At 57.0% G+C, this 24547-nt stretch carries 21 protein-coding genes; 13 read left to right on the top strand and 8 right to left on the bottom strand.

Annotation, left to right across the window (positions count from 1 at the left end):
• Positions 1-5 precede the first annotated feature (5 nt).
• Positions 6-1508 carry a carboxylesterase/lipase family protein gene (locus F3J28_RS07550; protein WP_166874631.1) on the top strand — a complete coding sequence of 501 codons (1503 nt, stop codon included), beginning with the start codon at positions 6-8 and terminating at the stop codon, positions 1506-1508.
• Here F3J28_RS07550 and F3J28_RS07545 read toward each other — a convergent pair.
• Positions 1495-2349, bottom strand: coding sequence for a LysR family transcriptional regulator (locus F3J28_RS07545; protein ID WP_166874628.1), 855 nt, complete (start codon positions 2347-2349; stop codon positions 1495-1497). The two genes, F3J28_RS07550 and F3J28_RS07545, sit on opposite strands and share 14 nt — an antisense overlap.
• 118 nt (positions 2350-2467) lie before the next feature.
• On the opposite strand from F3J28_RS07545, the gene F3J28_RS07540 reads away from it, so the two are divergent.
• The 4 genes from F3J28_RS07540 (at position 2468) to rimL (ending at position 7083) form a co-directional block, all read left to right on the top strand.
• Positions 2468-3637 carry a pyridoxal phosphate-dependent aminotransferase gene (locus tag F3J28_RS07540; protein ID WP_166874625.1) on the top strand — a complete coding sequence of 390 codons (1170 nt, stop codon included), beginning with the start codon at positions 2468-2470 and terminating at the stop codon, positions 3635-3637.
• 12 nt (positions 3638-3649) lie between these two features.
• The gene (locus tag F3J28_RS07535; protein WP_085541781.1) at positions 3650-4426 is read left to right on the top strand and encodes a transporter substrate-binding domain-containing protein; all 777 of its coding nucleotides are present in this window, start codon (positions 3650-3652) and stop codon (positions 4424-4426) included.
• A 252-nt stretch (positions 4427-4678) separates the two neighbouring features.
• On the top strand, positions 4679-6334 hold the full coding sequence (locus F3J28_RS07530) for a glucan biosynthesis protein D (RefSeq protein ID WP_166874622.1): 1656 nt from the start codon (positions 4679-4681) through the stop codon (positions 6332-6334).
• Positions 6335-6528: 194 nt separating this feature from the next.
• Complete coding sequence (rimL, locus tag F3J28_RS07525; protein ID WP_166874619.1) at positions 6529-7083, top strand: 50S ribosomal protein L7/L12-serine acetyltransferase; 555 nt, start codon at positions 6529-6531, stop codon at positions 7081-7083.
• Here the strand turns inward: rimL and ydcK are convergent.
• Positions 7080-8006 carry a YdcK family protein gene (gene ydcK, locus F3J28_RS07520; protein WP_166874615.1) on the bottom strand — a complete coding sequence of 309 codons (927 nt, stop codon included), beginning with the start codon at positions 8004-8006 and terminating at the stop codon, positions 7080-7082. The two genes, rimL and ydcK, sit on opposite strands and share 4 nt — an antisense overlap.
• A 113-nt stretch (positions 8007-8119) precedes the next feature.
• On the opposite strand from ydcK, the gene tehA reads away from it, so the two are divergent.
• Together tehA and tehB are read left to right on the top strand one after the other, a co-directional pair.
• Positions 8120-9112, top strand: a complete 993-nt coding sequence (tehA, locus tag F3J28_RS07515) for a dicarboxylate transporter/tellurite-resistance protein TehA (RefSeq protein ID WP_166874612.1) — start codon at positions 8120-8122, stop codon at positions 9110-9112.
• On the top strand, positions 9109-9702 hold the full coding sequence (tehB, locus tag F3J28_RS07510) for a tellurite resistance methyltransferase TehB (protein WP_166874609.1): 594 nt from the start codon (positions 9109-9111) through the stop codon (positions 9700-9702). Before tehA ends, tehB begins: the two co-directional genes overlap by 4 nt.
• Positions 9703-9937: 235 nt before the next feature.
• Here tehB and pepT read toward each other — a convergent pair whose 3' ends face one another.
• The gene (pepT, locus tag F3J28_RS07505) at positions 9938-11167 is read right to left on the bottom strand and encodes a peptidase T (RefSeq protein ID WP_166874606.1); all 1230 of its coding nucleotides are present in this window, start codon (positions 11165-11167) and stop codon (positions 9938-9940) included.
• Between the two features lie 119 nt (positions 11168-11286).
• Between pepT and F3J28_RS07500 the strand changes: the two genes are divergently transcribed.
• Entirely contained in the window at positions 11287-12882 is a 1596-nt protein-coding gene (locus tag F3J28_RS07500; RefSeq protein ID WP_166874603.1) for an ABC transporter substrate-binding protein, read from the top strand.
• A 564-nt stretch (positions 12883-13446) separates the two neighbouring features.
• Here the strand turns inward: F3J28_RS07500 and celB are convergent.
• The 3 genes from celB to F3J28_RS07485 form a co-directional block, all read right to left on the bottom strand.
• Complete coding sequence (celB, locus tag F3J28_RS07495) at positions 13447-14814, bottom strand: PTS cellobiose transporter subunit IIC (protein WP_166874600.1); 1368 nt, start codon at positions 14812-14814, stop codon at positions 13447-13449.
• 91 nt (positions 14815-14905) lie between these two features.
• Positions 14906-16207 carry a 6-phospho-beta-glucosidase gene (locus tag F3J28_RS07490; protein WP_008460738.1) on the bottom strand — a complete coding sequence of 434 codons (1302 nt, stop codon included), beginning with the start codon at positions 16205-16207 and terminating at the stop codon, positions 14906-14908.
• A 16-nt stretch (positions 16208-16223) separates the two neighbouring features.
• Entirely contained in the window at positions 16224-16529 is a 306-nt protein-coding gene (locus F3J28_RS07485) for a PTS sugar transporter subunit IIB (RefSeq protein WP_008460736.1), read from the bottom strand.
• Between the two features lie 249 nt (positions 16530-16778).
• Between F3J28_RS07485 and F3J28_RS07480 the strand changes: the two genes are divergently transcribed.
• On the top strand, positions 16779-17894 hold the full coding sequence (locus tag F3J28_RS07480) for a MurR/RpiR family transcriptional regulator (RefSeq protein WP_166874597.1): 1116 nt from the start codon (positions 16779-16781) through the stop codon (positions 17892-17894).
• 88 nt (positions 17895-17982) lie between these two features.
• Positions 17983-18651, top strand: coding sequence for a DUF3313 domain-containing protein (locus F3J28_RS07475; protein WP_166874594.1), 669 nt, complete (start codon positions 17983-17985; stop codon positions 18649-18651).
• 48 nt (positions 18652-18699) lie between these two features.
• On the opposite strand, the gene F3J28_RS07470 is transcribed toward F3J28_RS07475, so the two are convergent.
• Positions 18700-19599, bottom strand: coding sequence for a DMT family transporter (locus F3J28_RS07470; RefSeq protein ID WP_166874591.1), 900 nt, complete (start codon positions 19597-19599; stop codon positions 18700-18702).
• 172 nt (positions 19600-19771) lie between these two features.
• On the opposite strand from F3J28_RS07470, the gene F3J28_RS07465 reads away from it, so the two are divergent.
• Positions 19772-20644 carry a helix-turn-helix domain-containing protein gene (locus F3J28_RS07465; protein WP_166874588.1) on the top strand — a complete coding sequence of 291 codons (873 nt, stop codon included), beginning with the start codon at positions 19772-19774 and terminating at the stop codon, positions 20642-20644.
• Here the strand turns inward: F3J28_RS07465 and F3J28_RS07460 are convergent.
• Positions 20624-21790 (bottom strand): benzoate/H(+) symporter BenE family transporter, encoded by a 1167-nt coding sequence (locus F3J28_RS07460; RefSeq protein ID WP_166874585.1) that lies wholly within the window; start codon positions 21788-21790, stop codon positions 20624-20626. The two genes, F3J28_RS07465 and F3J28_RS07460, sit on opposite strands and share 21 nt — an antisense overlap.
• A 94-nt stretch (positions 21791-21884) precedes the next feature.
• On the opposite strand from F3J28_RS07460, the gene F3J28_RS07455 reads away from it, so the two are divergent.
• Both F3J28_RS07455 and F3J28_RS07450 read left to right on the top strand, forming a co-directional pair.
• Positions 21885-22424: a helix-turn-helix domain-containing protein gene (locus tag F3J28_RS07455; RefSeq protein WP_166874582.1), complete on the top strand. Its 540-nt coding sequence runs from the start codon at positions 21885-21887 to the stop codon at positions 22422-22424.
• A 71-nt stretch (positions 22425-22495) separates the two neighbouring features.
• Positions 22496-24460 carry a peptidase U32 family protein gene (locus F3J28_RS07450; RefSeq protein ID WP_008460727.1) on the top strand — a complete coding sequence of 655 codons (1965 nt, stop codon included), beginning with the start codon at positions 22496-22498 and terminating at the stop codon, positions 24458-24460.
• Positions 24461-24547: the final 87 nt, after the last annotated feature.

Below are 24547 nucleotides of genomic sequence, written 5' to 3'. Positions count from 1 at the left end.
AGCAGATGGAACACGTTGTTAACGTCGCTCAGGGTCAACTGAGCGGCGTCCTTCAGGGGGATATTGCGGTGTATCGCGGTATTCCTTTTGCCATGCCTCCCACTGAAAACCTGCGCTGGCGAGCGCCTCAGCCGCCAGAAAACTGGCAAGGTATTCGCGTCGCCGATACCTTCGCTCCGGCCTGCTGGCAAAGCCTGGAATACTGCAAAGCCGTCGGCGGCGGCGATCCGGGCCAGTTCTCAGAAGACTGCCTTTACCTCAATATCTGGACTCCCGCCCGGCGAACGGGCAAACCCTTGCCGGTGATGGTCTGGCTGCACGGGGGCGGCTACACCATTGGAGCCGGTTCTTTACCTCCATATGATGGCGCCGCGCTGGCCTCGCGGGGCGTGGTGTTGGTGACGGTGAACTACCGGCTTGGGCATCTGGGCTTTTTTGCTCATCCCGCATTGGATGAAGAAAATCCGGCTGGGCCGATCCACAACTTTGCCTTGCTCGATCAGATTGCCGCGCTGAAGTGGGTGCAGGCCAACATCGCTGCTTTTGGCGGAGACGCCAGCAACGTCACGCTGTTTGGCGAGTCAGCAGGCGCCCGCAGCGTGCTTTCTCTGCTGGCATCGCCTTTAGCCAGCGGCCTGTTCCACAAGGGGATTATACAAAGCGCCTACACGCTGCCGGATGTCGATCGCCGTAAAGCGTTGAAGCGCGGCGTGGCGGTGGCAGAACATTTTGGGCTGAAGAATGCGAACGCTGCAGCTCTGCGTTCCCTTCCCGCCAGTGAATTATGGGCGCTGGAGGCCCCGCTAAACATCGGGCCGACGCCCGTCAGCGGCGATATTGTTTTGCCTGAACCCATGCTGGACACGTTTTTTGCCGCACGACAGCACCGCATGCCGCTGATGGTGGGCAGCAACAGCGATGAGGCGAGCGTGCTGAGCTACTTCGGGATAGATCCCGCAGGGCAGGTTGCGCTTCTGCGCCGGGAAAAGCGTCTCGGTCTGGGGCTTATCAAATTGCTGTATCCCGGCGTTAAGGACGACGCTGAGCTGGGCCGTCAGGTGTGCCGGGACATGGCCTTTACCACGCTGGGGTTTGTGGTGATGCAGGCGCAGCAGCGCGCAGGCCAGCCCTGCTGGCGGTATTATTTTGACTACGTGGCGGAGGCCGAGCGTGAAACCTACGCCAACGGCACCTGGCACGGCAACGAAGTGGCTTATGTCTTTAGCACGCTGCAGCTTTCCCCGCCTGCCAGTGAATACGTGACTGAACGCGACCTGCAGTTTGCCGCTCAGATTGGCGATTATTGGGTCAGCTTCGCCCGCAGCGCCAGGGCGCACAGCAAAGCGTTACCAGGGCCGTTAAGCTGGCCTGCCAGCACCAAAGGGCGGGACCGCACGCTGCGGCTGGGCGTTCATCTGCGGGCGCAGTTTAAGGTCGAAAATCGCTTTATGCGGCTGAGAATGCAGTTATTTAAGCGAGTGATGAAACACCACGTCAGCCTGGACTGAGTAACGCATTGCAAAATGCCTCCAGCCCGGCGGCGCCTTCGCTGCCGGGCTTCACCGCCAGCCTGTAACTGGCCCCGGTTTTTACGCTCCCGGCAAAAGGCCGCACTAACCGCCCGGTACGAAGATCTTCGGCCACCAGCGTTTCGTCTGCGATGGCTATCCCAAATCCCTGAATAGCGGCGCTGATCGCCAGATCCATGGTGTCGAAATGCTGATTTTTCTGCATCGCCAGCCAAGGCGGTGAAGGGTTCTTTCCAAGCCATAATGACCAGTCGGTACGATCGCGAGTCGGGTGCAAAAAGGTCAGCCGCTCCCAGTTGCTCGTCTCCGGCGGAAGCAACGCCTGACTGATAACCGGCGTCAGACTCTCTTCAAACAGCAGCGCGCCGCTTTTGGCCTGCTGACCAAACACAATGGCGGCATCAAACGGCTCGTTTTTGAAATTGACGCCGTGCTCCACGGTCGTGGTTAACGCAACCTCGATCTCCGGCATACGCTGCTCAAGCTGAATCAGCTTCGGCACCAGCCAGCGCATGGCGCAGGTGGGGGCCTTAAGACGAATAATCTCAGGTTTATGGCAGGCCCGGTCGGCCACGTCCAGCAGCGTGTTAAAGGCGTTCTGGAGATCGGGCAGCAGGGCGCTACCCTGGGGCGTGAGGCGTAATCCGCGTGCATGGCGCTCAAAAAGCGCGAACCCCAGCCACTGCTCCAGCGCCGCAATTTTACGGCTGACGGCGCCCTGGGTCAGGCAAAGCTCTTTTGCCGCCCGGGTGAGGTTCAGGTGCCTGGCCGTGACCAGAAAAGCATCGAGAGTATTTAGGGGAAAATTACGCCGGGTCATGATGCTCTCCGCTGAGCTATGCATTTTTTGCATGGCTATTATGACAACAATTCGATTGTCGTGGCAATGGCGGCGATATTGAATAGTTATGCAAATCGCATCACGTTCAGGAGCCGCTATGGCCATACAAACCCCGGTACAACAACGTTCAAAATTGCCGGACGTCGGAACCACGATTTTTACGGTGATCGGCCAGCTTTCCGCGCAGCACAAGGCGATAAATCTTTCTCAGGGGGCACCCAACTTCCCCTGCGATCCGAAACTGATTGCCAGCGTCACCAAAGCCATGCAGGAAGGGCATAACCAGTACGCCCCGATGACCGGTCTGGCGTACCTGAAACAGCTGATTGCCGACAAAGTGGCGAGCCTTTACGGGGCCGTGTATGACCCTGCAGAGGAGGTGCTGGTCACCGCCAGCGCCAGCGAAGGGCTTTATTCTGCGATCGGCGGTCTGGTACATCCCGGCGATGAAGTTATCTACTTTGAGCCTTCTTTCGACAGCTACGCGCCGATTGTCCGCCTGCAGGGTGCCAAACCGGTGGCGCTCAAGCTGAGCCTGCCTGATTTCACCGTTGACTGGGACGAAGTGCGGGCGGCGATTACGCCACGTACGCGGATGATCATCGTGAACACGCCGCATAACCCAAGCGGACAGGTATTTAGCGCCCATGACCTGGAAATGCTGGCGGCGGTAACTCGCGACACCGACATTGTGATCCTGTCCGATGAAGTGTATGAACACATCGTCTTTGACGGCAAAAAGCACCACGGCATGGCGACGCACCCGCAGCTTGCCGAGCGCAGCGTGATTGTGTCGTCATTCGGTAAAACCTTCCACGTCACGGGCTGGCGGGTTGGCTATTGCCTGGCCCCGGCGGCGCTGATGGATGAGATCTGCAAGGTGCATCAGTTCCTGATGTTCTCCGCCGACACGCCGATGCAGTATGCGTTCGCCGACTATATGAGCGATCCGCAAACTTATCTTTCACTGGCGGCGTTTTATCAGCGCAAGCGTGATTTAATGCAGTCTTTGCTGGCCGATTCGCCGTTTGAACTGCTGCCGAGCGGTGGGTCATTCTTCCTGCTGGCCCGCTTCGGGCACTTCAGCGATGAGTCCGACAGCGAGATGGTGAAGCGGTTAATCACCGATTACGGCGTGGCGACCATTCCGCTCTCCGCGTTTTATGCCGACGGTACTGACAATAAAATTATCCGGCTCTCATTTGCCAAAGATGAAGCCACACTTCGGGCGGGCGCTGAAGCGCTGTGCCGGGTTAAGCCACGCTGATAAGAGGTCATGATGAAAAAAGTGTATGCGTTAAGTTTGCTGCTCGGGCTGTGTTCTTCGTTTTCTGCGCTGGCCGCCGGCGAGCTGCGCTATGGCCTCGAAGCGGAGTATCCCCCGTTTGAAAGCCGCAACAGCGCGGGCGAGCTGGAAGGGTTTGACGTCGAGCTGGGGAAAGCCATTTGCCAGGCGGCCAGCCTGAAATGTACCTGGGTAGAAACGTCGTTTGATTCGCTGATCCCAGGGCTGGTGGCGAAGAAGTTTGACGCCATCAACTCGGCAATGAACATCACCGAGCAGCGTCGTAAAAGCATTGACTTTACCCAGCCAATCTACCGTATTCCGTCTCAGCTGGTGGGCAAAGAAGGCAGCGGCCTTGAAGCCACGGCGGAAGGGCTAAAAGGCAAAACCATCGGCGTGCTCCAGGGCTCCATTCAGGAAACCTATGCCAAAGAGCACTGGGAAAAGCAGGGCGTGAACGTTGTGTCTTACAAAGACCAGAACATGGCCTGGGCTGACTTGCTGAACGGCCGTATTGATGCCTCTCTGGTGATGTCCGCGGCGGGTCAGGCGGGCTTTCTCAGCACGCCGCAGGGCAAGGGCTTTGGCTTTATCGGCAAGCCGGTGAGCGACGACACCATCCTCGGTAGCGGAATTGGCTTTGGTCTGCGTAAAGGTGACGCTGTCACGAAAAAAGAGCTGGATGCGGCCATCGATAAGGTGAAAGCCGACGGCACCGTGACTAAGCTCGCGCAGAAGTTCTTCCCCGGCATCGACGTCAGCGTGAAGTAACGTTGACCAGGGCTCGTCGGCACACAGGCTGACGGGCCTTTAGCGTTTTTTCGCCAGACAATGGCGAATTTTTCGGTGATATCTGGTTTCCTGAAAAAAAACCTTCGTTCCTCCCCCAAACGCCTTCTCCGCCCATTGGATTCACTGTGAATTTTGTCTAGAGTGTGCGGTCGTACAGGTAGCAGTCTCTTGCCGCTGTTCTTCCCGTGGGAGGAACAAAACACATCGACACATAAGGACGATTTCTCAGGCATGAATCGCAGACGTTTTATCCAGGCCTCTATGGCTCTCGCCGCTGCCTGCGGCACGCCAACCCTTGCCACGCTATTCTCCCGAAGCGCCTTTGCCGCCGAATCGGGCATCGCTGACGGGCACTCCACCGCCTTCGATTTTGCGGTGCTTCAGGGCATGGCGCACGACCTGTCGAAAAAACCATGGGGCGGGGCGCCGCGCGCGCTGCCCAACACCCTGGCTAACCTGACGCCTCAGGCTTATAACGCCATTCAGTACGACGCCGATCATTCACTGTGGAACAACATCGAAAACCGCCAGCTTGACGTGCAGTTCTTCCACGTCGGCATGGGGTTCCGCCGCCGCGTCAGAATGTTCTCGCTGGATTCCGCCACCCATCAGGCGCGCGAAATCCACTTCCGCCCGGAATTGTTTAACTACAATAATGCTGGCGTAGACACCAGGCAGCTCGAAGGCCAGACGGATCTCGGCTTTGCCGGCCTGAAAGTCTTCAAGGCACCAGAACTGGCGCGCCGTGACGTCGTCTCCTTCCTCGGGGCGAGCTATTTCCGTGCCGTAGACAGCACATATCAGTACGGCCTTTCCGCCCGTGGTCTCGCGGTGGATACCTTCACCGACACGCCGGAAGAGTTCCCGGACTTCACCTCGTTCTGGTTTGAAACGCCGAAAGCCACCGACACGACTTTTGTGGTCTATGCCTTACTCGACAGCCCAAGCGTGACCGGCGCGTACAAATTTATTATCAGCTGTGAAGCCGAGCGCGTGGTGATGGAGGTGGACAATCACCTTTATGCCCGGAAAGACGTCAAGCAGCTGGGTATCGCGCCGATGACCAGCATGTTTGCCTGCGGCACCAACGAACGCCGGACCTGCGACACCATTCACCCGCAAATTCATGACTCCGACCGCCTGGCCATGTGGCGCGGTAACGGCGAGTGGATTTGCCGCCCGCTGAATAACCCGCAGAAACTTCAGTTCAACGCCTTTATGGACGAGAACCCGAAGGGCTTTGGCCTGCTGCAGCTGGATCACGACTTTGCCAGCTACCAGGACATCATGGGCTGGTACAACAAGCGTCCGAGCCTGTGGGTGGAGCCGCGTAACAAGTGGGGCAAAGGCACCGTTGGCCTGATGGAAATCCCGACCACCGGCGAAACGCTCGACAATATTGTCTGCTTCTGGCAGCCGGAAAAACCGGTCAAAGCCGGGGACGAATTCGAGTTCAAATATCGCCTCTACTGGAGCGGTCTGCCGCCGGTGACGACGGATCTGGCCCGCGTTTATGCCACCCGCACCGGGATGGGCAGCTTCCCGGAAGGCTGGGCGCCGGGTGAACACTTCCCGGAAAAATGGTCCCGCCGCTTTGCTATCGACTTTATCGGGGGCGATTTGAAAGCCGCCGCGCCGAAGGGGATTGAGCCGGTGATTACGCTCTCCAACGGCGAAGCGAAGCAGATTGAGATCCTCTACGTCGAACCGTTTGACGGCTACCGCATTCTGTTTGACTGGTATCCGACCAACGACGCCACCGACCCGGTCGAGATGCGCATGTTCCTGCGTTGCCAGGGCAAAGCGATCAGTGAAACCTGGCTGTACCAGTACTTCCCGCCACCGCCGGACAAACGTAAATACGTTGACGACCGCGAAATGCGTTAATCATCCAGCCCCGCCGCGTAAAAGCCGCGGGGCTTTTTTATGCCCGTTTCACCATCTCGTCCTCTTATTGCATAAATACTCTTTCATAATGAATTTCTATATGTTCACTTTTGGCGGTGTTTTAAATCTCGTGCGTTGCCACAAAAAAGTGACATAAGATAACTGTCACCTTCTAACAAAAGCAGGAGTCACGAGTGGAACAACAGCAGGCCTGGCAGGATGAAGTGATTGCGGTTAATGATGATATCGAACTGCATTCGGTGAACGAGCGGTTCGTGAAGGACGTTTTTGCCCTGGTGCAGCGCAATAAAAGCTGGCTGCAAAAGGCGATGAACTGGCCGCAGTATGTTGTTTCCGAGGACGACACCCGCAAAACGCTGCAGGGGAACTATGTTCTCCACCATAAAGGCTACGCGAAGATGTTTATGATCCTCTATCGCGGCGAGCTGGCGGGCGTCTTTTCCTTTAACCAGATAGTCCCGACCGACAAAACGGCCTACATCGGCTACTGGCTAAGCGAGGATCGGCAGGGCAAGGGGATCGTTTCCGCCGTGATTGAGGCCGCGATCGGCAAGTACGCGGGGGAAGGGACGGTGCGCCGGTTTGTCATCAAATGCATCGTTACTAACCAGGCCAGCAACCGGGTGGCCCAACGCAACGGCTTTGCCCTTGAAGGTTGCCTGAGGCAAGCCGAGTTTCTGAACGACGAGTTCCACGATCAGAATATTTACGGGCGCATTGCTGATTAAAAAATGCCATGAAACGGCGTGCGGGTAATTCGCTGTGCGCCGTTAATATCCTTCATGCCGCGAAGATGAATCAGTTCGCCGCCAAAGCCTTCCACCGCCGCCTCATCATAAATCTGCACGTTGTTTTCGATGAGCACGTTACCCATCACTTTCGCCTCGCCATACACCTGTACATTGTTGTCCAGCAGAACCGGGCCGCCGATAAGCGCCGCATTACCGTAAACCTGGACGCGGTGCTTGAGCACGCAATCCCCTTCAATAAGGGCGTTGCCGTAGACTTTAGATGAGTAGCGGATGGTCGGGATCTGGCTGTCGCCGCTGCCGGCAATAATACGTGCGTTACCGGACACCTGCGCGCAATCACAAACCCAGACATTGTTCTCTGCATTGCCTTCAATAACGGCGTTATCAAAAATAGCTGAGCGGTGTTCGACAAAGGCGTTGTTCACGCGCGCGTGGCCGTAGATTTGTGCCTGATGGACGATGCGTGAGGCCCGCACCGTAGCGCTCCCGTAGATTTGCAGCCGCATTTCTGTATCTTCGGTTAGCCCCAGCACGGCAATCACCTGGCTCTGCTGCAACACGCGGGCCGAGCCCGAGATAAAGCATTCGCCGCTGATGCGGGAGTCCTCGACCAGCACCTTGCCGCCCACTTTTGCGTGATGGCAAATTTCAGACTCGCCGAGGATTTTTGCGTCATCTTCAACCGTCGCACCGTTCCAGATCAGAGCGTCAGGCTCAAGCCAGCAGGTTCCCTCGTGGCTCAGGTTCGCTTCTTCCTCAATCCAGCCGCCGCCTTGCCCGGCCACGACGTTGCCAAAAGCGCAAAGTGCCTCAATTTGCCAGAGTCGAACTTGCCGCTGTTCGCCATCATGCTGATAATCATGAAGCCGCGAAACATCGGTGATCCGGTATTTTTTCATGGTGATTTCTCGCTGTGCACTGCTGATAAACGTAGCAGGTAATTCACCGGCGTAGCGTTTGGCGGCGTAATCGCATAAAATGCATTTAAAATACATTTTAAAAAATAAACAAAATGAATAAACCAATCCCCGGTAGCTTTATCAATCTCCCCGCAGGCTACTTTGGCATGGTGCTGGGCACCATCGGCATGGGGTTTGCCTGGCGCTATGCCGCCACGATTTGGCCGGTGCCGTCGGTTGTTGGTGAGGCCCTTGTGGCGCTTGCCGCCGGCATCTGGCTGCTGCTGGCGTTAGCGTTCCTGACTCGCCTGGTGCGCTACCCGCACAGCGTGCTGGCAGAAATTCATCACCCTTTAATGAGCAGCTTCGTGAGCCTGTTCCCGGCGACGACCATGCTTGTGGCCATCGGCGTGGCCCCTTATCTGCGGCTGCTCGCTGCAGTGATGTTTGGCTTTGGCGCCGTGGTGCAGCTTTGTTATGCCGCCTGGCAGTCCGCCGGATTATGGCGGGGTACGCACCCGCAGGATGCCACAACGCCGGGGCTGTATTTGCCCACCGTCGCCAATAATTTTATCAGCGCGATGGCCTGCGGCGCGTTGGGTTATCACGACCTGGGGATCTTGTTCCTTGGGGCCGGTGTTTTTTCCTGGCTCAGCCTGGAACCAGCGATTTTGCACCGTATGCGCAGCGCCGGGGAAATGCCCACGCCGGTACGCACCTCGCTGGGCATTCAGCTTGCCCCTGCGCTGGTGGCCTGCAGCGCTTACCTTGCCGTGAACGGCGGCGTGACGGATTTCTTTGCCAAAATGCTGTTTGGTTACGGCCTGCTGCAATTGCTCTTCATGCTGCGCTTAATGCCCTGGTACCTGGCGCAGCCGTTCAATGCCTCCTTCTGGAGTTTCTCATTCGGTATTTCTGCGCTGGCAACCACGGCGCTCCATCTGAGCGAAGGCAGCGGGGACGGGCTGTTTCACGTCATTGCCGTGCCGCTGTTTATTTTTACTAATGTGATTATCGGCCTGCTGCTGGCACGTACTTTTATCCTGCTGATGCAGGGGAAATTGATTTTGCGCACCGCGCGGCCTGAAAATAAGGATCTGTCATGACCGAGAAGTCTGAAAGCTACTACAGCGAAAAATACGGCTTAACTGCCACACATTCTGACGTGCTGAACGCCGTGAAGTACGTTGCCCCCGGTAAAACGCTGGATCTTGGCTGCGGCGGCGGGCGCAACAGCCTGTACCTGAACCAGAAAGGGTTCGACGTCACCGCCTGGGATAAAAACCCGATGAGCATCGCCAGGCTGAATCAGATTATCGAGACGGAAGGGCTGAAAAACATTGCCACCGCCGAGGTTGACCTGAACCAGCTGAGCTTTGACGGCGAGTACGATTTTATTCTCTCCACCGTGGTGATGATGTTCCTCGAGCGCAGCACGATCCCTGGACTTATCGCCAATATGCAGCGTTGCACCAAACCCGGCGGCTACAACCTGATTGTGGCGGCCATGGATACCGAGGATTTTCCCTGCACGGTCGGTTTCCCGTTTGCTTTTAAAGAGGGTGAACTGCGGAACTACTATGAAGGTTGGGAGCTGATTAAATACAACGAAGATGTGGGGCAGTTGCACAAGACCGATGAGCACGGCAACCGCATCAAGCTGCGTTTTGCCACGATGCTGGCATGTAAGAACTAAATGTAAAAATTAACCCTCACCCCGGCCCTCTCCCTGAAAGGGAGAGGGGGAAATCAGAGCTATACAAGAAAATTGTGCTGTTTCTTTCACCGCAAATCGCGGGAGTGAAGCTAAGTTGGATTTCTGTCCTGATTCCCTCTCCCTTTAGGGGAGAGGGTTGGAGTGAGGGGAATGCAAGAGTTCTCTGTATGAATTCCCTCTCCCCTTAGGGGAGAGGGTTAGGGTGAGGGGCAAATTACTTCGCCGCCAGCAGGCAAAGCTTCAGCGCCACATTGTAAGACGCCTCAAACGCCCGCAGCGGTAAAAACTCAAAGCGAGAATGGAAATTGTGCGCGCCAGTAAAGAAGTTCGGCGTCAACAAGCCTTTAGCCGACAGCGCCGCGCCATCTGTGCCGCCGCGCATGGGGATCACCTTCGGCTCAATCCCCAGCTCATCCAGAGCGGCAAAAATCAAATCAATGGCCCGGCGATCGTCGGTAATAGCGTTACTGATGTTGCTGTAGGTATCGCTGAGGCTGAACTCCACGCGTGCGGTCGGGTACTGCGCGGCAATCTTCTGCGCCACTTCGCCAATTTGCTGTTTGCGGCGTTCAAAGTTGGCCAAATCGAAGTCGCGAATATTGGCCTTCAGCAGCGCTTCGCTTTGTGAAGCCTGCATCCCGTTAAACCAGACGTAGCCTTCGCGCCCTTCGGTGTGCTCAGGCGTTTGTTGGCGGTCAAAATGGCTAATGTAGTCCATCGCCATCAGTAGCGGGTTAACCAGCACGCCTTTGGAGGACATCGGATGGCTGGTCACACCGGTGAATTTCAGCTCCGCGTGGGCGGCGTTGAAGTTTTCATACACCACTTCGCCCAGCTCGCAGCAGTCAATGGTCCACGCGAAGTCCACGTCAAAACGCGCCAAATCCAGCGCTTTGGCGCCACACAGGCCAATTTCTTCATCCGGGACGAAGGCCACCACGATGTCACCGTGCTGGTGCTCTGGCGTCAGGTTTTCCAGCAGCGTCATCACCACCGTGACGGCGGCTTTGTTGTCCGCGCCCAGCACGCTGGTGCCGTCGCTGAAGATAATCTCTTCGCCAGGATAGGCGCTGATTTCCGGGTGCTCCGCCGTGCGCAGCCAGATGTTCTCTTTGGCGTTCAGGCATAAATCTTCGCCGGTGAAGCGCAGGATCTGCGGATGAATGTCCGGGGAAAGACCAACGTCAACGGTATCAATGTGCGTAATAAACCCCACGCGCGGTGCGCCAGCGACGTTGCCTTTCTTCACGGCGGTTACCGTGGCGTGCTCATCAATCACAATATTTTCAAGGCCCAGCGTGCGCAGTTCTTCCGCGAGCAGGCTGGCCATTTCGTGTTGTCCTGGGGTACTGGGCAGGCTGCTGACGCGCGGATCGCTTTGGCTGGTCACCGCCAGATAACGAAAGAAGCGCCGGGTAAGCTGCTCGCTGAGCGACGAAGACATAGTGTTTCCTTATTGTTCGATGTTGTTTGTTGGCAATGTAAATTTAATGTTATTTATTAAGGCGCTTTGCACAAGCTTTATTCATTCAGGGTCAGGACAAACACCACAGGAAGACAGCGATGAAAACAAAGATTACAACGCTTGCACTTGCCGTAGCGGCGCTCTCCATCAGTACCAGCGTGGCGGCCAGCACGCTGGTTTATTGCTCCGAAGGCTCACCGGAAAACTTCAACCCGCAGCTTTACACCTCGGGCACCAGCGTGGATGCCAGCGCGGTGCCGGTTTATAACCGGTTGGTGGATTTTAAAGTCGGCACCACGGAACTGCAGCCCAGCCTGGCGGAAAGCTGGGACGTTAGTGAAGACGGCAAAGTCTATACCTTCCATCTGCGCAAAGGCGTTAAGTTTCAGAGCAACAAATACTTTAAGCCCACCAGAGACTTCAACGCGGACGATGTCATTTTCTCGTTTATGCGCCAGAAAGATCCTAAGCATCCGTACCACAACGTTTCCAACGGCAATTACTCCAACTTTGAAAGCCTGGGGTTTGGCAAGCTGATCACAGCGATTGATAAAGTGGATGACAACACCGTGCGCTTCACGCTGGCGCACCCGGAAGCGCCGTTTGTCGCGGATTTAGGCTGGTATTTTGCCTCGATTCTCTCTGCCGAATACGCCGATGTCATGATGAAGGCCGGCACGCCGGAACGCGTCGATTCCGACCCCATCGGCACCGGGCCGTTTGAGCTGAAGCAGTACCAGAAAGATTCCCGCATTCTCTATACCGCTTTCCCTGATTACTGGCAGGGCAAATCAAAAATCGACCGTTTAGTGTTCTCGATCACGCCAGATGCGTCGATCCGCTACGCCAAACTTGAGAAAAATGAATGCCAGGTGATGCCGTTCCCGAACCCGGCGGATTTGCCGCGCATGAAGGAAAACAAAGACATCACGCTGATGCAAAAAGCGGGTCTGAATACCGGTTTTCTGGCCTTTAACACCCAGAAACCGCCGCTCGATAACGTGAAAGTGCGCCAGGCGCTGGCAATGGCGATTAACAAACCGGCCATTATCGAAGCGGTGTTCCACGGCACGGGCATCGAGGCGAAAAACCTGCTGCCGCCGGGCGTGTGGAGCGCAGACGATAAGCTCAAGGATTACGATTACGATCCTGAAAAAGCGAAGGTGCTGCTCAAAGAAGCCGGGTTTGCCAACGGCATGAGTATTGACCTGTGGGCAATGCCGGTTCAGCGCCCGTATAACCCGAACGCTAAACGTATGGCAGAGATGATTCAGGCCGACTGGACTAAAGTTGGCGTGACGGCGAAAATTGTCACCTACGAATGGGGCGAATACCTCAAGCGAGTGAAGGGTGGGGAGCACCAGGCCGCGCTGATGGGCTGGACGACGGCCACCGGCGACCCGGACAACTTCTTCGGGCCGCTGTTTACCTGCACGTCGGCCAACGGCGGGTCTAACTCATCCAAATGGTGTTACCAGCCGTTTGATAAGCTGATTCTTGAAGCCCGTGCCGAGGGGAACCATGATAAGCGAGTTGAGCTCTACAAAGAAGCGCAGCAAATGATGCACGACCAGATGCCTGCGGTGATGATTGCCCACTCCACGATTTTCGAGCCGGTGCGTAAAGAGGTGACCGGGTATGAAATTGACCCGTTCGGGAAGCATATCTTTTATCAGGTGGATGTGAAGAAGTAACTGGCGCAGGGAGAGAGCAGGCGATCTGAGAATACATTCTCTGTAAGTTTGGAGATTCTCCGTTCACTTATATGATCTGTTGTCCATGCAAGTTAAGAGACAGTGAACGTGTCAAGGGGCATTACGCCATGCCCCCTGGCAACCCCCGGCGCCCGGCGAGCTCATCGCCGCTGAAGCGGTAAACCCACCGGCTATCACCCAAACATTCGGGGTCGTTCGCGATTCGTTCCCGACGATCGCTCTCTTTCGCTGTTCCCGACAGCTCAACCCCGCCTGAGTTGGGTCATAACCGGGGGCGATGAGAGCCGGGAACAAATCTCCCCTCACCCCAGCCCTCTCCCCAAAGGGGCGAGGGAGAAAACAAAATCCACGGGAAACATTGTTTATTCCCTCTCCCTTCCAGGGAGAGGGTTAGGGTGAGGGTAAAAGAAGCAGAAACGTTGTGGCTGAGAGTCCGGGTTCTCAGGGGAGTGACGGTGACTCCCCTGAGACGTTCACCGGTACGGTGGCTGAGGTCGAAGCTGTACTTGAAGTGAACGGAACATCCTGAACCACAATAAAGCGCTACACCGTACTACGCTCGCTCACCGCCTCAACCGGCGCAGTTGCCGTCGCCTGATTCGCCTGTTGCTCCTCGCGGAATTTCAGGTTATCCCAGACCCGGAAGAACGGGTAATACATCACCAGCGAGATAGCCAGGTTCACAATCTGCAGAATCGAGCCGGAAACATGGCCGCCTGTCGCTAAATAGCCGCTGACGATAATCGGCGTGGTGAACGGCAGCGCAATCCCCGCAGGCGGCGCTACCAGACCTGTTGCCATCGCCGTGTAGGAGACAATCACCAGCACCACCGGGGTCAAAATAAAAGGCACCACCAGGTACGGGTTCATCACCAGCGGAATGCCAAACACCATGGGCTCGCTGATGTTAAACAGGCTGCCCGGCGCGGCAATTTTACCCAGCTGCTTCATTTGCACACTGCGGCTGCGGATCAGCATAAAGATCACCAGGCCTAACAGCGCCCCGGTGCCGCCAGGGGCGATCCACAGGTCATAGAACTGCTGGGTAATGATGTGCGGGATAGGCAGGCCGTTCTGGAATGCCGCCAGGTTCTCGGACATATTGGTCAGCCAGACCGGGCGGATAAACACCAGCACGATAGTGTCGCCGTGCAGGCCGAGCGTCCACAGAATACCAATCAGGATCACCGACACGATCATTCCCGGTAACGAGCCGCCAATGTGGCTCATCGGAATGCCGACCAGATCGGTGATCATGGTGTTGATGTCACCAAACGGCGTGGCTTCCACCAGCAGGCGAAGCGCCAGCACCACGGCCAACACGCAAAAACCCGGCACCAGCGCGAGGAACGATTTTGCTACCGCAGGCGGCACGCCCTCCGGCATGCGGATCACCAGATTACGGTTGCTGATAAACCGGTAAATTTCGGTAGAAAGCAGGGCGATCAGAATGGCGACAAACAGCCCCTGGCTACCAATTTGCCCCATTGGCAGCACGCCCTTCACAAACTCATCGGGCCCCCCGGACGGCGGAGTGAACATAATGTTCTGCGGGATGGTCATGATAAAGGCTACCAGCGACACCGCCCCGGCGGTGAGCGGGTCGATGGTGCGGTATTTTTCGGCCAGACGATAGGCGATCCCGAAACTCGAAATAATCGCCATGATGTCATAGGTCGCTTTGACCGGATAAAGCAGCTTGGTCTGCCACGTGGCGCCAAACAGATCGGTCATTAGCTGGGGGTAACCCGGCACCGGCAGATAGGCGAAAATCAGGAAGAACGAGCCAATCAGCATGAACGGCATGTTCAGAATGATCCCGTCGCGGACAGAAAGCACGTGCTTTTGCCCGGCGATTTTCAGCGCCACGGGCAGCACATATTTTTCAAGAAACGATTTCTTTGCGGACACGGTTACCCCTGTCCCGGCGCATGGCCGGGCATTATTGTTATTGATTTCTGTTGTGGGGTGGGCGTAAAGCATCGCCCACCGGTAAGCGGCGCTAATTAAACTGCGGCAGCCACGCCTTGTTGCTTGCAAGCACTTCATCGAGCAACGCCTGAGCGATATTCACGTCAGCCACCAGCGGGTTCGCTATCAGGGCCAGGAGCGCCTGCTGCTTATCGCCGTGGACCGCCGCTTCAATCGTCAGTCGTTCAAAGTCTTTCACCTGCTGGGTCAGGCCATTCATCAGGGGAGGAAGTTTGCCGAATGCCAGCGGATGGGCCCCCAGCGCGTCGATCACGCAGTTGGTTTCAATCACCGCGTCGTCCGGCAGCCCCTGAATAGCGCCGTTGTTGGCGGTATTCACCACCATCTGCTTGCCGAGGTTATTGTGCAGGGCGTCGATAAGCTCCAGGGCCACTTCTGAATAGAAAGACCCACCGCGCTGGCTCAACTGCTCCGGCTTTTTGTCGAGCTGCGGGTTGGCGTACAGCTCAAATAGCTCGGCCTCGACTTTCATCACCTGTTCGGCGCGGGTGCCTTTCCCGTTCGCCGCATCCGCCAGCTCGTCTTTGAGCATGGTGCGGGTTTGCCAGAAATAGCGATGGTACGGGCAAGGGATCGCTTTCAGGGCACGCAGCAGGGCTGGTGGCCACGGAATCGCTTTGATGTTGTTCATCGACAACTGCTCGCCATCGCACAACATCTCAATCACCTCGGCGGTCGCGTCCCGCCCATCGGCGATCACCTCGTGCACCCACACCATGTGGTTGAGCCCGGCGAAGCGGAGCGTGACTTTGTCGTAAGGCAGCTGGAGCATGTCAGCGATGGTGTGGTGCATGGTCACCGGCACGTTGCACAGGCCAACAATGTTGGCGGCGCTGTAGCGGGAAACTGCCTCGGTGACGATCCCCGCCGGGTTGGTGAAATTAATAATCCACGCATTCGGGGCCAGGCGCTCCACGCGTTTAGCAATGTCCAGCATCACCGGAATGGTACGCAGTGCTTTTGCAAAACCACCGACACCGGTGGTCTCCTGGCCTAGCAGTTCGTGGCTGAGGCCCAGGCGTTCGTCGGCGGCGCGAGCGGGCAGTTGCCCCACGCGAAGCTGGGTCAGCACAAAGCTGGAACCCACGATCGCGGCGTCTGGTTCGTAATGCACCGTCACTTTGACCTGCTCCAGCCCTTTGCTGTCGAACATGCGGCGAGCCAGCGCGGCGATGATTTCAACCTTCTGGCGGCCCGCTTCTACATCCACCAGCGCCAGCTCCGTCATCGGCAGGGCGGCATGGCGCAGAATCAGGCCTTCAATCAGTTCCGGGGTGTAGCTGCTGCCCCCGCCCACAACGGTAATTTTCATTGGTTTCTCCCGGTTATCAGGCCATCAGAGTAATGGCTTTATCCAGCACGCGGTCGCCGCGCATGGTGCCGTAATCCATCATGTCGATCACTGCCACGGGTTTGCCGAGAGGAGCCGAAAGCTCGGAAAGGCGGGCCAGCTCGAACTGCACCTGAGGGCCGAGCAGCACCACGTCGGCGCTCTGCAGGTGACTTTCAATTTCGGCCACAGACACCGCGTCAATTTGAATGTCCAGGGCGCGTTTTGTGGCCTCGGCGCGCATTTTTTGCACCAGCATGCTGGTGGACATCCCTGCGGCACAACACAACATGATCTTTTTCATTACCTTTATCCTTCAAATTGAAAACGTGTTTCAAACAACAGTGCGTTTATTCAGCATGTATGAAAATTATTTTCATGACCGTGATCTGCGTTGGATTATTGGTTTCCCGAATGTTAAAGGAATAACAAGACTTTTACGGAGGAGACTGAAACGGCGGCAAGGCATCGCGGCAAAGTTAATTGAAAAATAATTTCAACGCATTATGATGATTTATCCGCCTGTGACGCAGACACAAGGAACCTTTCAGCGATGGATATTGTTTATCACCTGGTCCATGGGTTAGCCGACTCTTCTCCCCAGGAAACGCGGCTGGCCCGCTTTTTTCTGGAGAATTTCTTCCAGCTACCGGATGCCACCATGGAGCAGCTGGCGGCGCGCGCGGGTGTCAGTCAGGCCACGCTCCAGCAGTTCGCGCGCACCATTGGCTGCAGCGATATGAATGATTTCCTCGGCCAGGTTCGCCACCAGCAGCACGACAGCCGGGTACAGGACTTGCTGGCAGCACCGTCTCAACTGTTGGGGGATGCCGCCTGGGTGGATAATGACACGCTGCAGTTTCTGGCCAATCGGGGCGGCGTGGCGAAAGACGTGCTGGAGCGCTTTTCTCATTCCATAGGGCGGGATGCTGAGGGCGACATTATCAGCCGGATCCGCCAGCGGCTGGCGGAGTTCAGCCAGCAGGAAGCGAGAGTTGCACAGGCTATTTTGCACGATCCGGGCTTTGCGTCGTCGGCGACAATCGACCAGCTTGCCCAGGCGGCGGGCGTCAGTCCGGCCACTATCACGCGCTTTGCCAGAGCCGCAGGCTGCGACGATATTCGTGATCTACGCATGAAGCTGGCGCAGGCCAGCACCGCCATACCGGGTAGCGAGCTACCGGCTTCCTGGCAACAACGGTTGAGCGGCATCCAGCAGGCGCTAACTCAGCAACTGGAAACGCTTCCGGAAGCTAATGTTTCGCGTGCCGTTTTGCTGCTGAAGCAAGCGAAAGCGATTCATATTTTCAGCGCAGGCGCGGCAGACACGCCTTTTGCCAGCCTTTTGCAGTACCGCCTGCTGACGCAGGGCCAACCCGCCAGCGTCTGTTATGACCCTGCCCTGATGAGCTTCACTGCCTCAATGCTGAATCGCGAGCAGGCGATGATCGTCTTTGCCAGCTCGACGCCGGACAGCACCTTGTTAGCGGCCGTGCAGCAGGCCAGGCGGCAGGGCGCAGCCATCGTTATGGTGACGAAAGATCCCGCCAGCGCGGGGCAGGCCGGTGACGTGTGGCTATCTCCCGGGGAAGGGCATTACGGCGCATTATTGATTGTTGACCTGCTTTGCGATGGGCTTGCCGTCCCCGGCGATGAGCGCGCGATCTGAGTTTTGACGTCAAGGCCGCTTAACCCCTACACAAAGTGTCGTTTTTTGCTATACCTGAAAGGCTTATACCCACAAACAGGATCAAACGATGCGGAGCAAAACGTATTTTAAAGTGGCTTGTCTGGCAGGTTTATTAGCGCTGGCGGGGTGTGCTTCAAAAACCACCGCGCCAGAAAAATACTCTGGGTTTCTAAAAGATTACTCCGGTCTGCAGGAGACAAAATCAGCTACCGGTAAAACCGTTATGCGCTGGGTTGACCCGAACTTCAAACCCGGCAACTACGACAGCCTGGTCTACAATCCGGTGGTCTACTACCCGACGCCAAGGCCCACGACCCAAATAGGCCAGAACACGCTGGATGGTCTGCTGGCGTACACCAACACTAAATTAAAAGCCGCGGCGGCGCAGCGGAAACCGCTGGTCACGACGCCAGGCCCGCACAGCCTTATTTTCCGGGGCGCGATCACCGGCGTGGACAGCAGCAAAGAAGGGCTGCAGTTCTATGAGGTGATCCCGATTGCGATGGTTGTCGCAGGCACGCAAATGGCCACCGGGCACCGCACCATGAATACCGATCTCTATTTCGAAGGCGAACTGATTGATGCGGCAACCAATAAACCCGTTTTACGCGTGGTCCGTAAGGGGGAAGGGAAAACGCTCAGCAACGAAAATGCCAAAGTCACCGTCGATACCCTGAAACAGGTTGTGGATGATTTGGCCACCGATGCCACGATGTTTGACGTGCCGAATAAATAACTTTTTTGCAAACAAAAACCGCAGCCCTGAACAAGCTGCGGTTTTTTATTACGCCAGCTTTCTCCGCCACGGCAGCCACTGTTCCGGCTTAGCAAACATCACCAGGTTACCCAGCAGGATCATCACCAGCCCAAGCACGGCGTTAGCGTGCCAGACGTACCCTTCGTAAAGCGTCGACAGCGTCAGCGCCACCAGCGGGAAGAGCAGCGTACTGTAGGCGGCCTGGCTCGCCCCGATGCGGCCTACCAGGGTGAAATAGGCGCCAAAGGCAATCACCGAACCAAAAATCGCCAGATAAAGCAGCGAGCCGATGTAGCGCACGGTGAAATCCGGCATAAACGATTCGCCGCTCACCAGCGCCACGACGCCCATAATCGCGGTGCCGTAAAACATCGCATAGGTATTGGTGGACAGCGTTTCCAGGCCCCGGCCTTGATGGCGGGCGCTGATCATATTCCCCAGCGAAAAACCAAAGGTGCCGAGCGCGCTAAGGCCGATGCCGATCAGCAGCGAAGGCGCCATTTGTGTGGCCGCAAGATCGTGCCAGAACAGGGCCACGATGCCGGCAATGCCCAGCGCGGCGGCGGGCAATACGCGGGGAGACGGTTTCTTGCGGAAGAACAGAAAATTGTTAAAGGCGTTGAACAGTACCGCCATCGAGAAGATCACTGACTCCAGACCGGAGCTGATATAGGCCGCCGCGTGGTAGAAGCAGAAGAAGTTGAAGCCGAACACGCACGCGCCCTGCAGGACGCAAAACAGGTGGTCTTTGAGCCCGATGCGCTTCAGGCGGCCCAGCGCGAGCAGCACAACAAGCATCACCACGGCCGCCACGGCAAAGCGCCAGAAAATAGACACGGGGACGGAAACGACCCCCTGTTGCATGTAAATGGCAATCCAGGTCGTTCCCCAAATCACCACCACCAGAATATAAAGCAAAGCGTTCATTGTTGTTCTCGTCAGTCAAAACCAGATGACGAGTCTCCTTTTTTTTCCGCTCTGCGGCTTTCATCCGGGCCAGCGACTTGCATATTCTTGCGGTTTTTTTTCACGGCGGCAGTGGCGACGGCGGCGCGCAGTCCTTACACTAGCCATTATGTTCCAGAAGCCGACTCCCGCTATGACCGCGCCATACCACGCCTTTGAAAACCTGCAGCAGCACAAAGCCCGCCTGAACGGTAGCGTTCAGCTTGGCTCAGGTATTCAGCTGGCCGCCTGGTCCAACGGAAATGACTGCATTACCCAGCGCTGCGATCACCACACGCTGAGCCTGTACGTGACCGAAGGGTACGAAACGTATCAAAAAACGAGCTCAGGCTGGCGCAACGGCGGCGGCCCGGATCGCTTCTGCATTATGCCGGAAGACAGCGAATCAACCTGGGACGTGCGGGATGACTTCTCGTTTGTGCACCTGTACTGCACCGACGAGCATTTGAAAGAGATTGCCGCGCAGATTTGGGACCGCGGCCCGGCGGCCATCAACCTTGATGAAAAAACCTTTGCCGACGACCCGCGCATAACCCAGCTTTATCGTCACTTTCTGCTGAGCAGCGACTGGCAGCAGCGGGCTAATCACCTGACGCTAAGCACGGCCTCTACGCTGCTGTTGACGCATCTGGTGCAGCATTACAGCAGCGTGCAGTGGAAACTGCCGACGGTGCGTGGCGGGCTGGCGCCGGCGGTACTGCGCAATGCCCAGGCGTATATCGAGCAGAACCTGGGTGAGGCGCTGACTCTGGGTGAACTTGCCCGGCTGGCGGATCTCAGCGAATACCACTTTGCACGTATGTTTAAACAGTCCACCGGCCTGGCGCCACATCAGTACGTGATGCAGCGCAGAATGGCGAAGGCGGAAATACTGGTTCGCCAGGGAAAACTGCCGTTGACGGAGATCGCGATGGCCTGCGGGTTTAGTTCGCCCAGCCACTTCAGCACCCGCTTTAAAAGCGTCTTTGGCGCAACGCCCTCGCAGCTACGCGCGCTTCAGCCTTGAAAGCGCGGTGTAGCAAATCCCCCCGGCTATCACCCCCCAAAATGCAGAGCTGACGCCCAGCAGATTGACGCCTGAGGCGGTCACCAGAAACGTCACGACGGCGGCGTCTCTGTCGTGCTCGTGGTTCAGCGCCTGATGCAGGCTTCCGGCAATGGTGCCCAGCAGGGCCAGCCCTGCGAGAGTATGGATCCAGGCGAGCGGCAGGGCCGTCAGCAGCGTCGAGATCGCCCCGCCAAACAGGCCGGCCAATAAGTAAAATACCCCAGCAGCAGCGGCGGCAAGCCAGCGTTTGTCTTTGTCGGGATGGGCTTCGGCGCTCTGGCAAATGGCGGCGGTGATGGCGGCGATACAAACCGAAAATACCCCGAATGGTGCCAGCAGCAAGGCAATTAACGCCGTCACAACGATCAGCGGTGAAACCGGGACTTTGTAGCCGGAGGCCGCCAGCGTGGCGACGCCAGGGGCATTCTGCGAGGCCATCGTCACCAGGAAGAAGGGTACGCCGATGCCCAGCAGGCTGGCGAGGCTAAACGATGGGGCGATGAATTCAGGCGTCACGACAGAAACCGGGACGCTCCCGGCATTAAGCTCGCCGCTGATAAAGCAAATCAGCAGGCCAACCAGCATGGCGACAACCACGGCATAGCGCGGGGCAAACACCTTCGCCAGCAGCCAGCCGGCCAGCATACTGATGCACAGCAAGAAGTGACCCTGTAACGATGTGAAGGTGTCGAGGCCAAACCGCAGCAAAACCCCGGCCAGCATGGCGGCGGAGAGCGTGGGGGGGATCAGGCGCATCAGCCTGGCGAACAGCCCGGTGAGGCCGCAGATCAGGATCAGCCCAGAGGCGAAAATAAAAATGCCCACCGCCTCGTTCAGGCTATAGCCCGGCAGGCTGGTGGCCAGCAGCGCCGCGCCCGGTGTGGACCAGGCTGTGAGTATCGGCGCGCGATACCATAGCGTTAACCCCAGCGTGCTGATGCCCATCGCCAGGCCCAGCATTGTCAGCCAGCCAGCGATTTGGTGCGGGCTGGCACCTGCGGCATCTGCCGCCTGCCAGATAATGGCGGCGGAGCTGGCATAGCCGACCAGGACGGCAACAAAACCTGCCAGAACGGTGGGAAACGGGGGAAGATAAAGGCGCATGGTTGGCTCGCTGTGCGTTATAACGTCCGGGGAATATAGCATCGTGCGTTATAGCGCACAAGGCGCTATACTGCGCCCTCAATGGGAGGAGAGAATGGATATAGCGCAACATCTGGCAAACACCCTGAAAGGCCTGCGTCAGGCCAGAGGCTGGAGCCTGACCTTCGCGGCGGAACAAACCGGCGTGTCGAAAGCGATGCTCGGGCAGATCGAGCGCAACGAATCCAGCCCGACCGTCGCCACATTATGGAAGATTGCCACCGGCTTTAACGTGCCGTTTTCGGTTTTCCTCGAAGCCGGTTCCGCGCCCGTTCGCCCGGTCTTTGACCCGCAGCACCGGGAAATGGTGGTGGTGCCGATTTTTCCTTACGATCCGCACCTGCGTTTTGACCACTTTTCTATTCGCCTCGCCCCCGGCGCGCTCAGCGAGTCGTCGGCGCACGACAGCGGCGTTATCGAGCATGTGGTGGTAATAAGCGGCGTGTTGGATATGAATGTTGACGGAGAATGGCAGACGTTGCAGGCCGGAGATGGCTTAAAATTCTATGGCGATCGCCCCCACGCGTACCGTAATTCAGGTGCCGATGAGACGCATTTTCACTCGCTGATTCACTATCCGGTGACGACGGCATAATCCCTCTGTTTTTGCGCGGGGGAAGTGACTACAATAGCCGCCTTTCGCCATTACAGAACACGACAAATTTTATGCGCCTGCACGCAAATCAACTTGAATTACTCAGCCCTGCCCGTGATACCGCCATCGCCCGCGAAGCCATTCTCCATGGCGCGGATGCGGTTTACATCGGTGGGCCTGGCTTTGGCGCTCGCCACAACGCCGGCAACAGCTTGCAAGACCTGGCCGAACTGGTGCCGTTTGCCCACCGCTACGGGGCGAAAATTTTTGTTACCCTGAACACCATTCTGCATGATGACGAGCTGGAGCCTGCGCGCTCGATGATCGTCGACCTGTACGAAGCCGGGGTTGATGCGCTGATCGTGCAGGATATGGGCGTACTGGAAATGGATCTGCCGCCGATTGAGCTGCATGCCAGTACCCAGTGCGATATTCGCAGCGTGGAAAAAGCGAAGTTTCTGTCCGATGCAGGTTTCTCGCAAATCGTGCTGGCGCGCGAGCTGAACCTGCAGCAAATTGCTGCCATTCACCAGAATGTTGACGCGACGATTGAATTCTTCATTCACGGCGCGCTGTGCGTGGCGTATTCCGGGCAGTGTAATATTTCCCACGCCCAGACCGGGCGCAGTGCAAACCGCGGCGACTGCTCGCAGGCCTGCCGCCTGCCGTACACGCTGAAAGACGATCAGGGCCGCGTCGTGGCCTATGAAAAACACCTGCTGTCGATGAAAGACAACGATCAGAGCGCCAACCTGGCGGCGCTGGTCGAGGCGGGCGTGCGCTCCTTCAAAATTGAAGGGCGTTACAAAGACATGAGCTACGTGAAAAACATCACCGCGTACTACCGCCAACTGCTGGACGAGCTGATGGAAGGGCGCAGCGACCTGACCCGTGCGTCTTCCGGGGTGACATCGCACTACTTTATTCCGTCCCCGGACAAAACGTTCCACCGCGGCAGCACTGACTACTTCGTGAACGAGCGCAAAATCGACATCGGTGCGTTCGACTCGCCAAAATTTATTGGCCTGCCGGTGGGCGAAGTGCTGAAAGTGAGCAAAGACCATCTGGACGTGACCACCACCGACACGTTGACTAACGGCGATGGCTTAAACGTGCTGATCAAGCGTGAAATCGTCGGTTTCCGCGCCAATACGGTGGAAAAAACCGGAAAAAATCAGTATCGCGTCTGGCCAAACGAAATGCCGGAAACGCTGAAAAAAGTGCGCCCGAACCACCCGCTGAACCGTAACCTGGACCACAACTGGCAGCAGGCGCTGCTGAAAACTTCCAGCGAGCGCCGCGTGGCGGTGGATATCGAACTGAGCGGCAGCCAGCAGCAGCTGGTGATGAAAGCCACCAGCGAAGAGGGCGTTAGCGTCAGTCAAACGCTCGTCGGCCAGTTTGACGTCGCCAATAACCCGCAGAAAGCGTTCGACAGCCTGCGCGACGGCCTGACCAAGCTGGGCCAGACCATGTACTCCGCGCGGAAAGTGAACATCTTGCTGGAAGAAGCTTTATTTGTGCCAAACGCCCAGCTTAACCAGCTGCGCCGTGATGCCATTGAAGCGCTGACCGAAGCGCGGCTGCAAAACTACCAGCGCGGCACCCGTAAGGCGGTGAGCGTGCCGCCGCCGGTCTACCCGGACAGCCATTTAAGCTTCCTGGCGAACGTGTATAACCATAAAGCGCGTGAGTTTTATCACCGCTATGGCGTGCAGCTGATTGACGCTGCCTATGAAGCACATGAAGAGAAGGGCGAAGTGCCGGTGATGATCACCAAACACTGCCTGCGCTTTGCGTTTAACCTTTGCCCGAAACAGGCGAAGGGGAATATTAAAAGCTGGAAAGCAACCCCAATGCAGCTGGTGCACGGCGACGAAGTGCTGACGCTGAAATTTGACTGCCGCCCGTGCGAAATGCACGTCATCGGCAAGATGAAGAACCATATCCTGAAGATGCCGCTGCCGGGGAGCGTGGTGGCATCCATCAGCCCGGACGATTTGATGAAAACGCTGCCGGGGAAAGCGAAGCGTTAATTTTACTGCGTATTATTTAAAACCGCCTGTTTCAGGCGGTTTTTTTAACCACTCAGGGAAGATGCATTATTATTTGTCACTTACGGA

It is taken from the genome of Enterobacter sp. Ap-1006 (assembly GCF_011752835.1).
Classification (GTDB): domain Bacteria; phylum Pseudomonadota; class Gammaproteobacteria; order Enterobacterales; family Enterobacteriaceae; genus Cedecea.
Note: the sequence above shows the minus strand (reverse complement) of the source record. Positions and strands in the feature narration are given on the sequence as shown.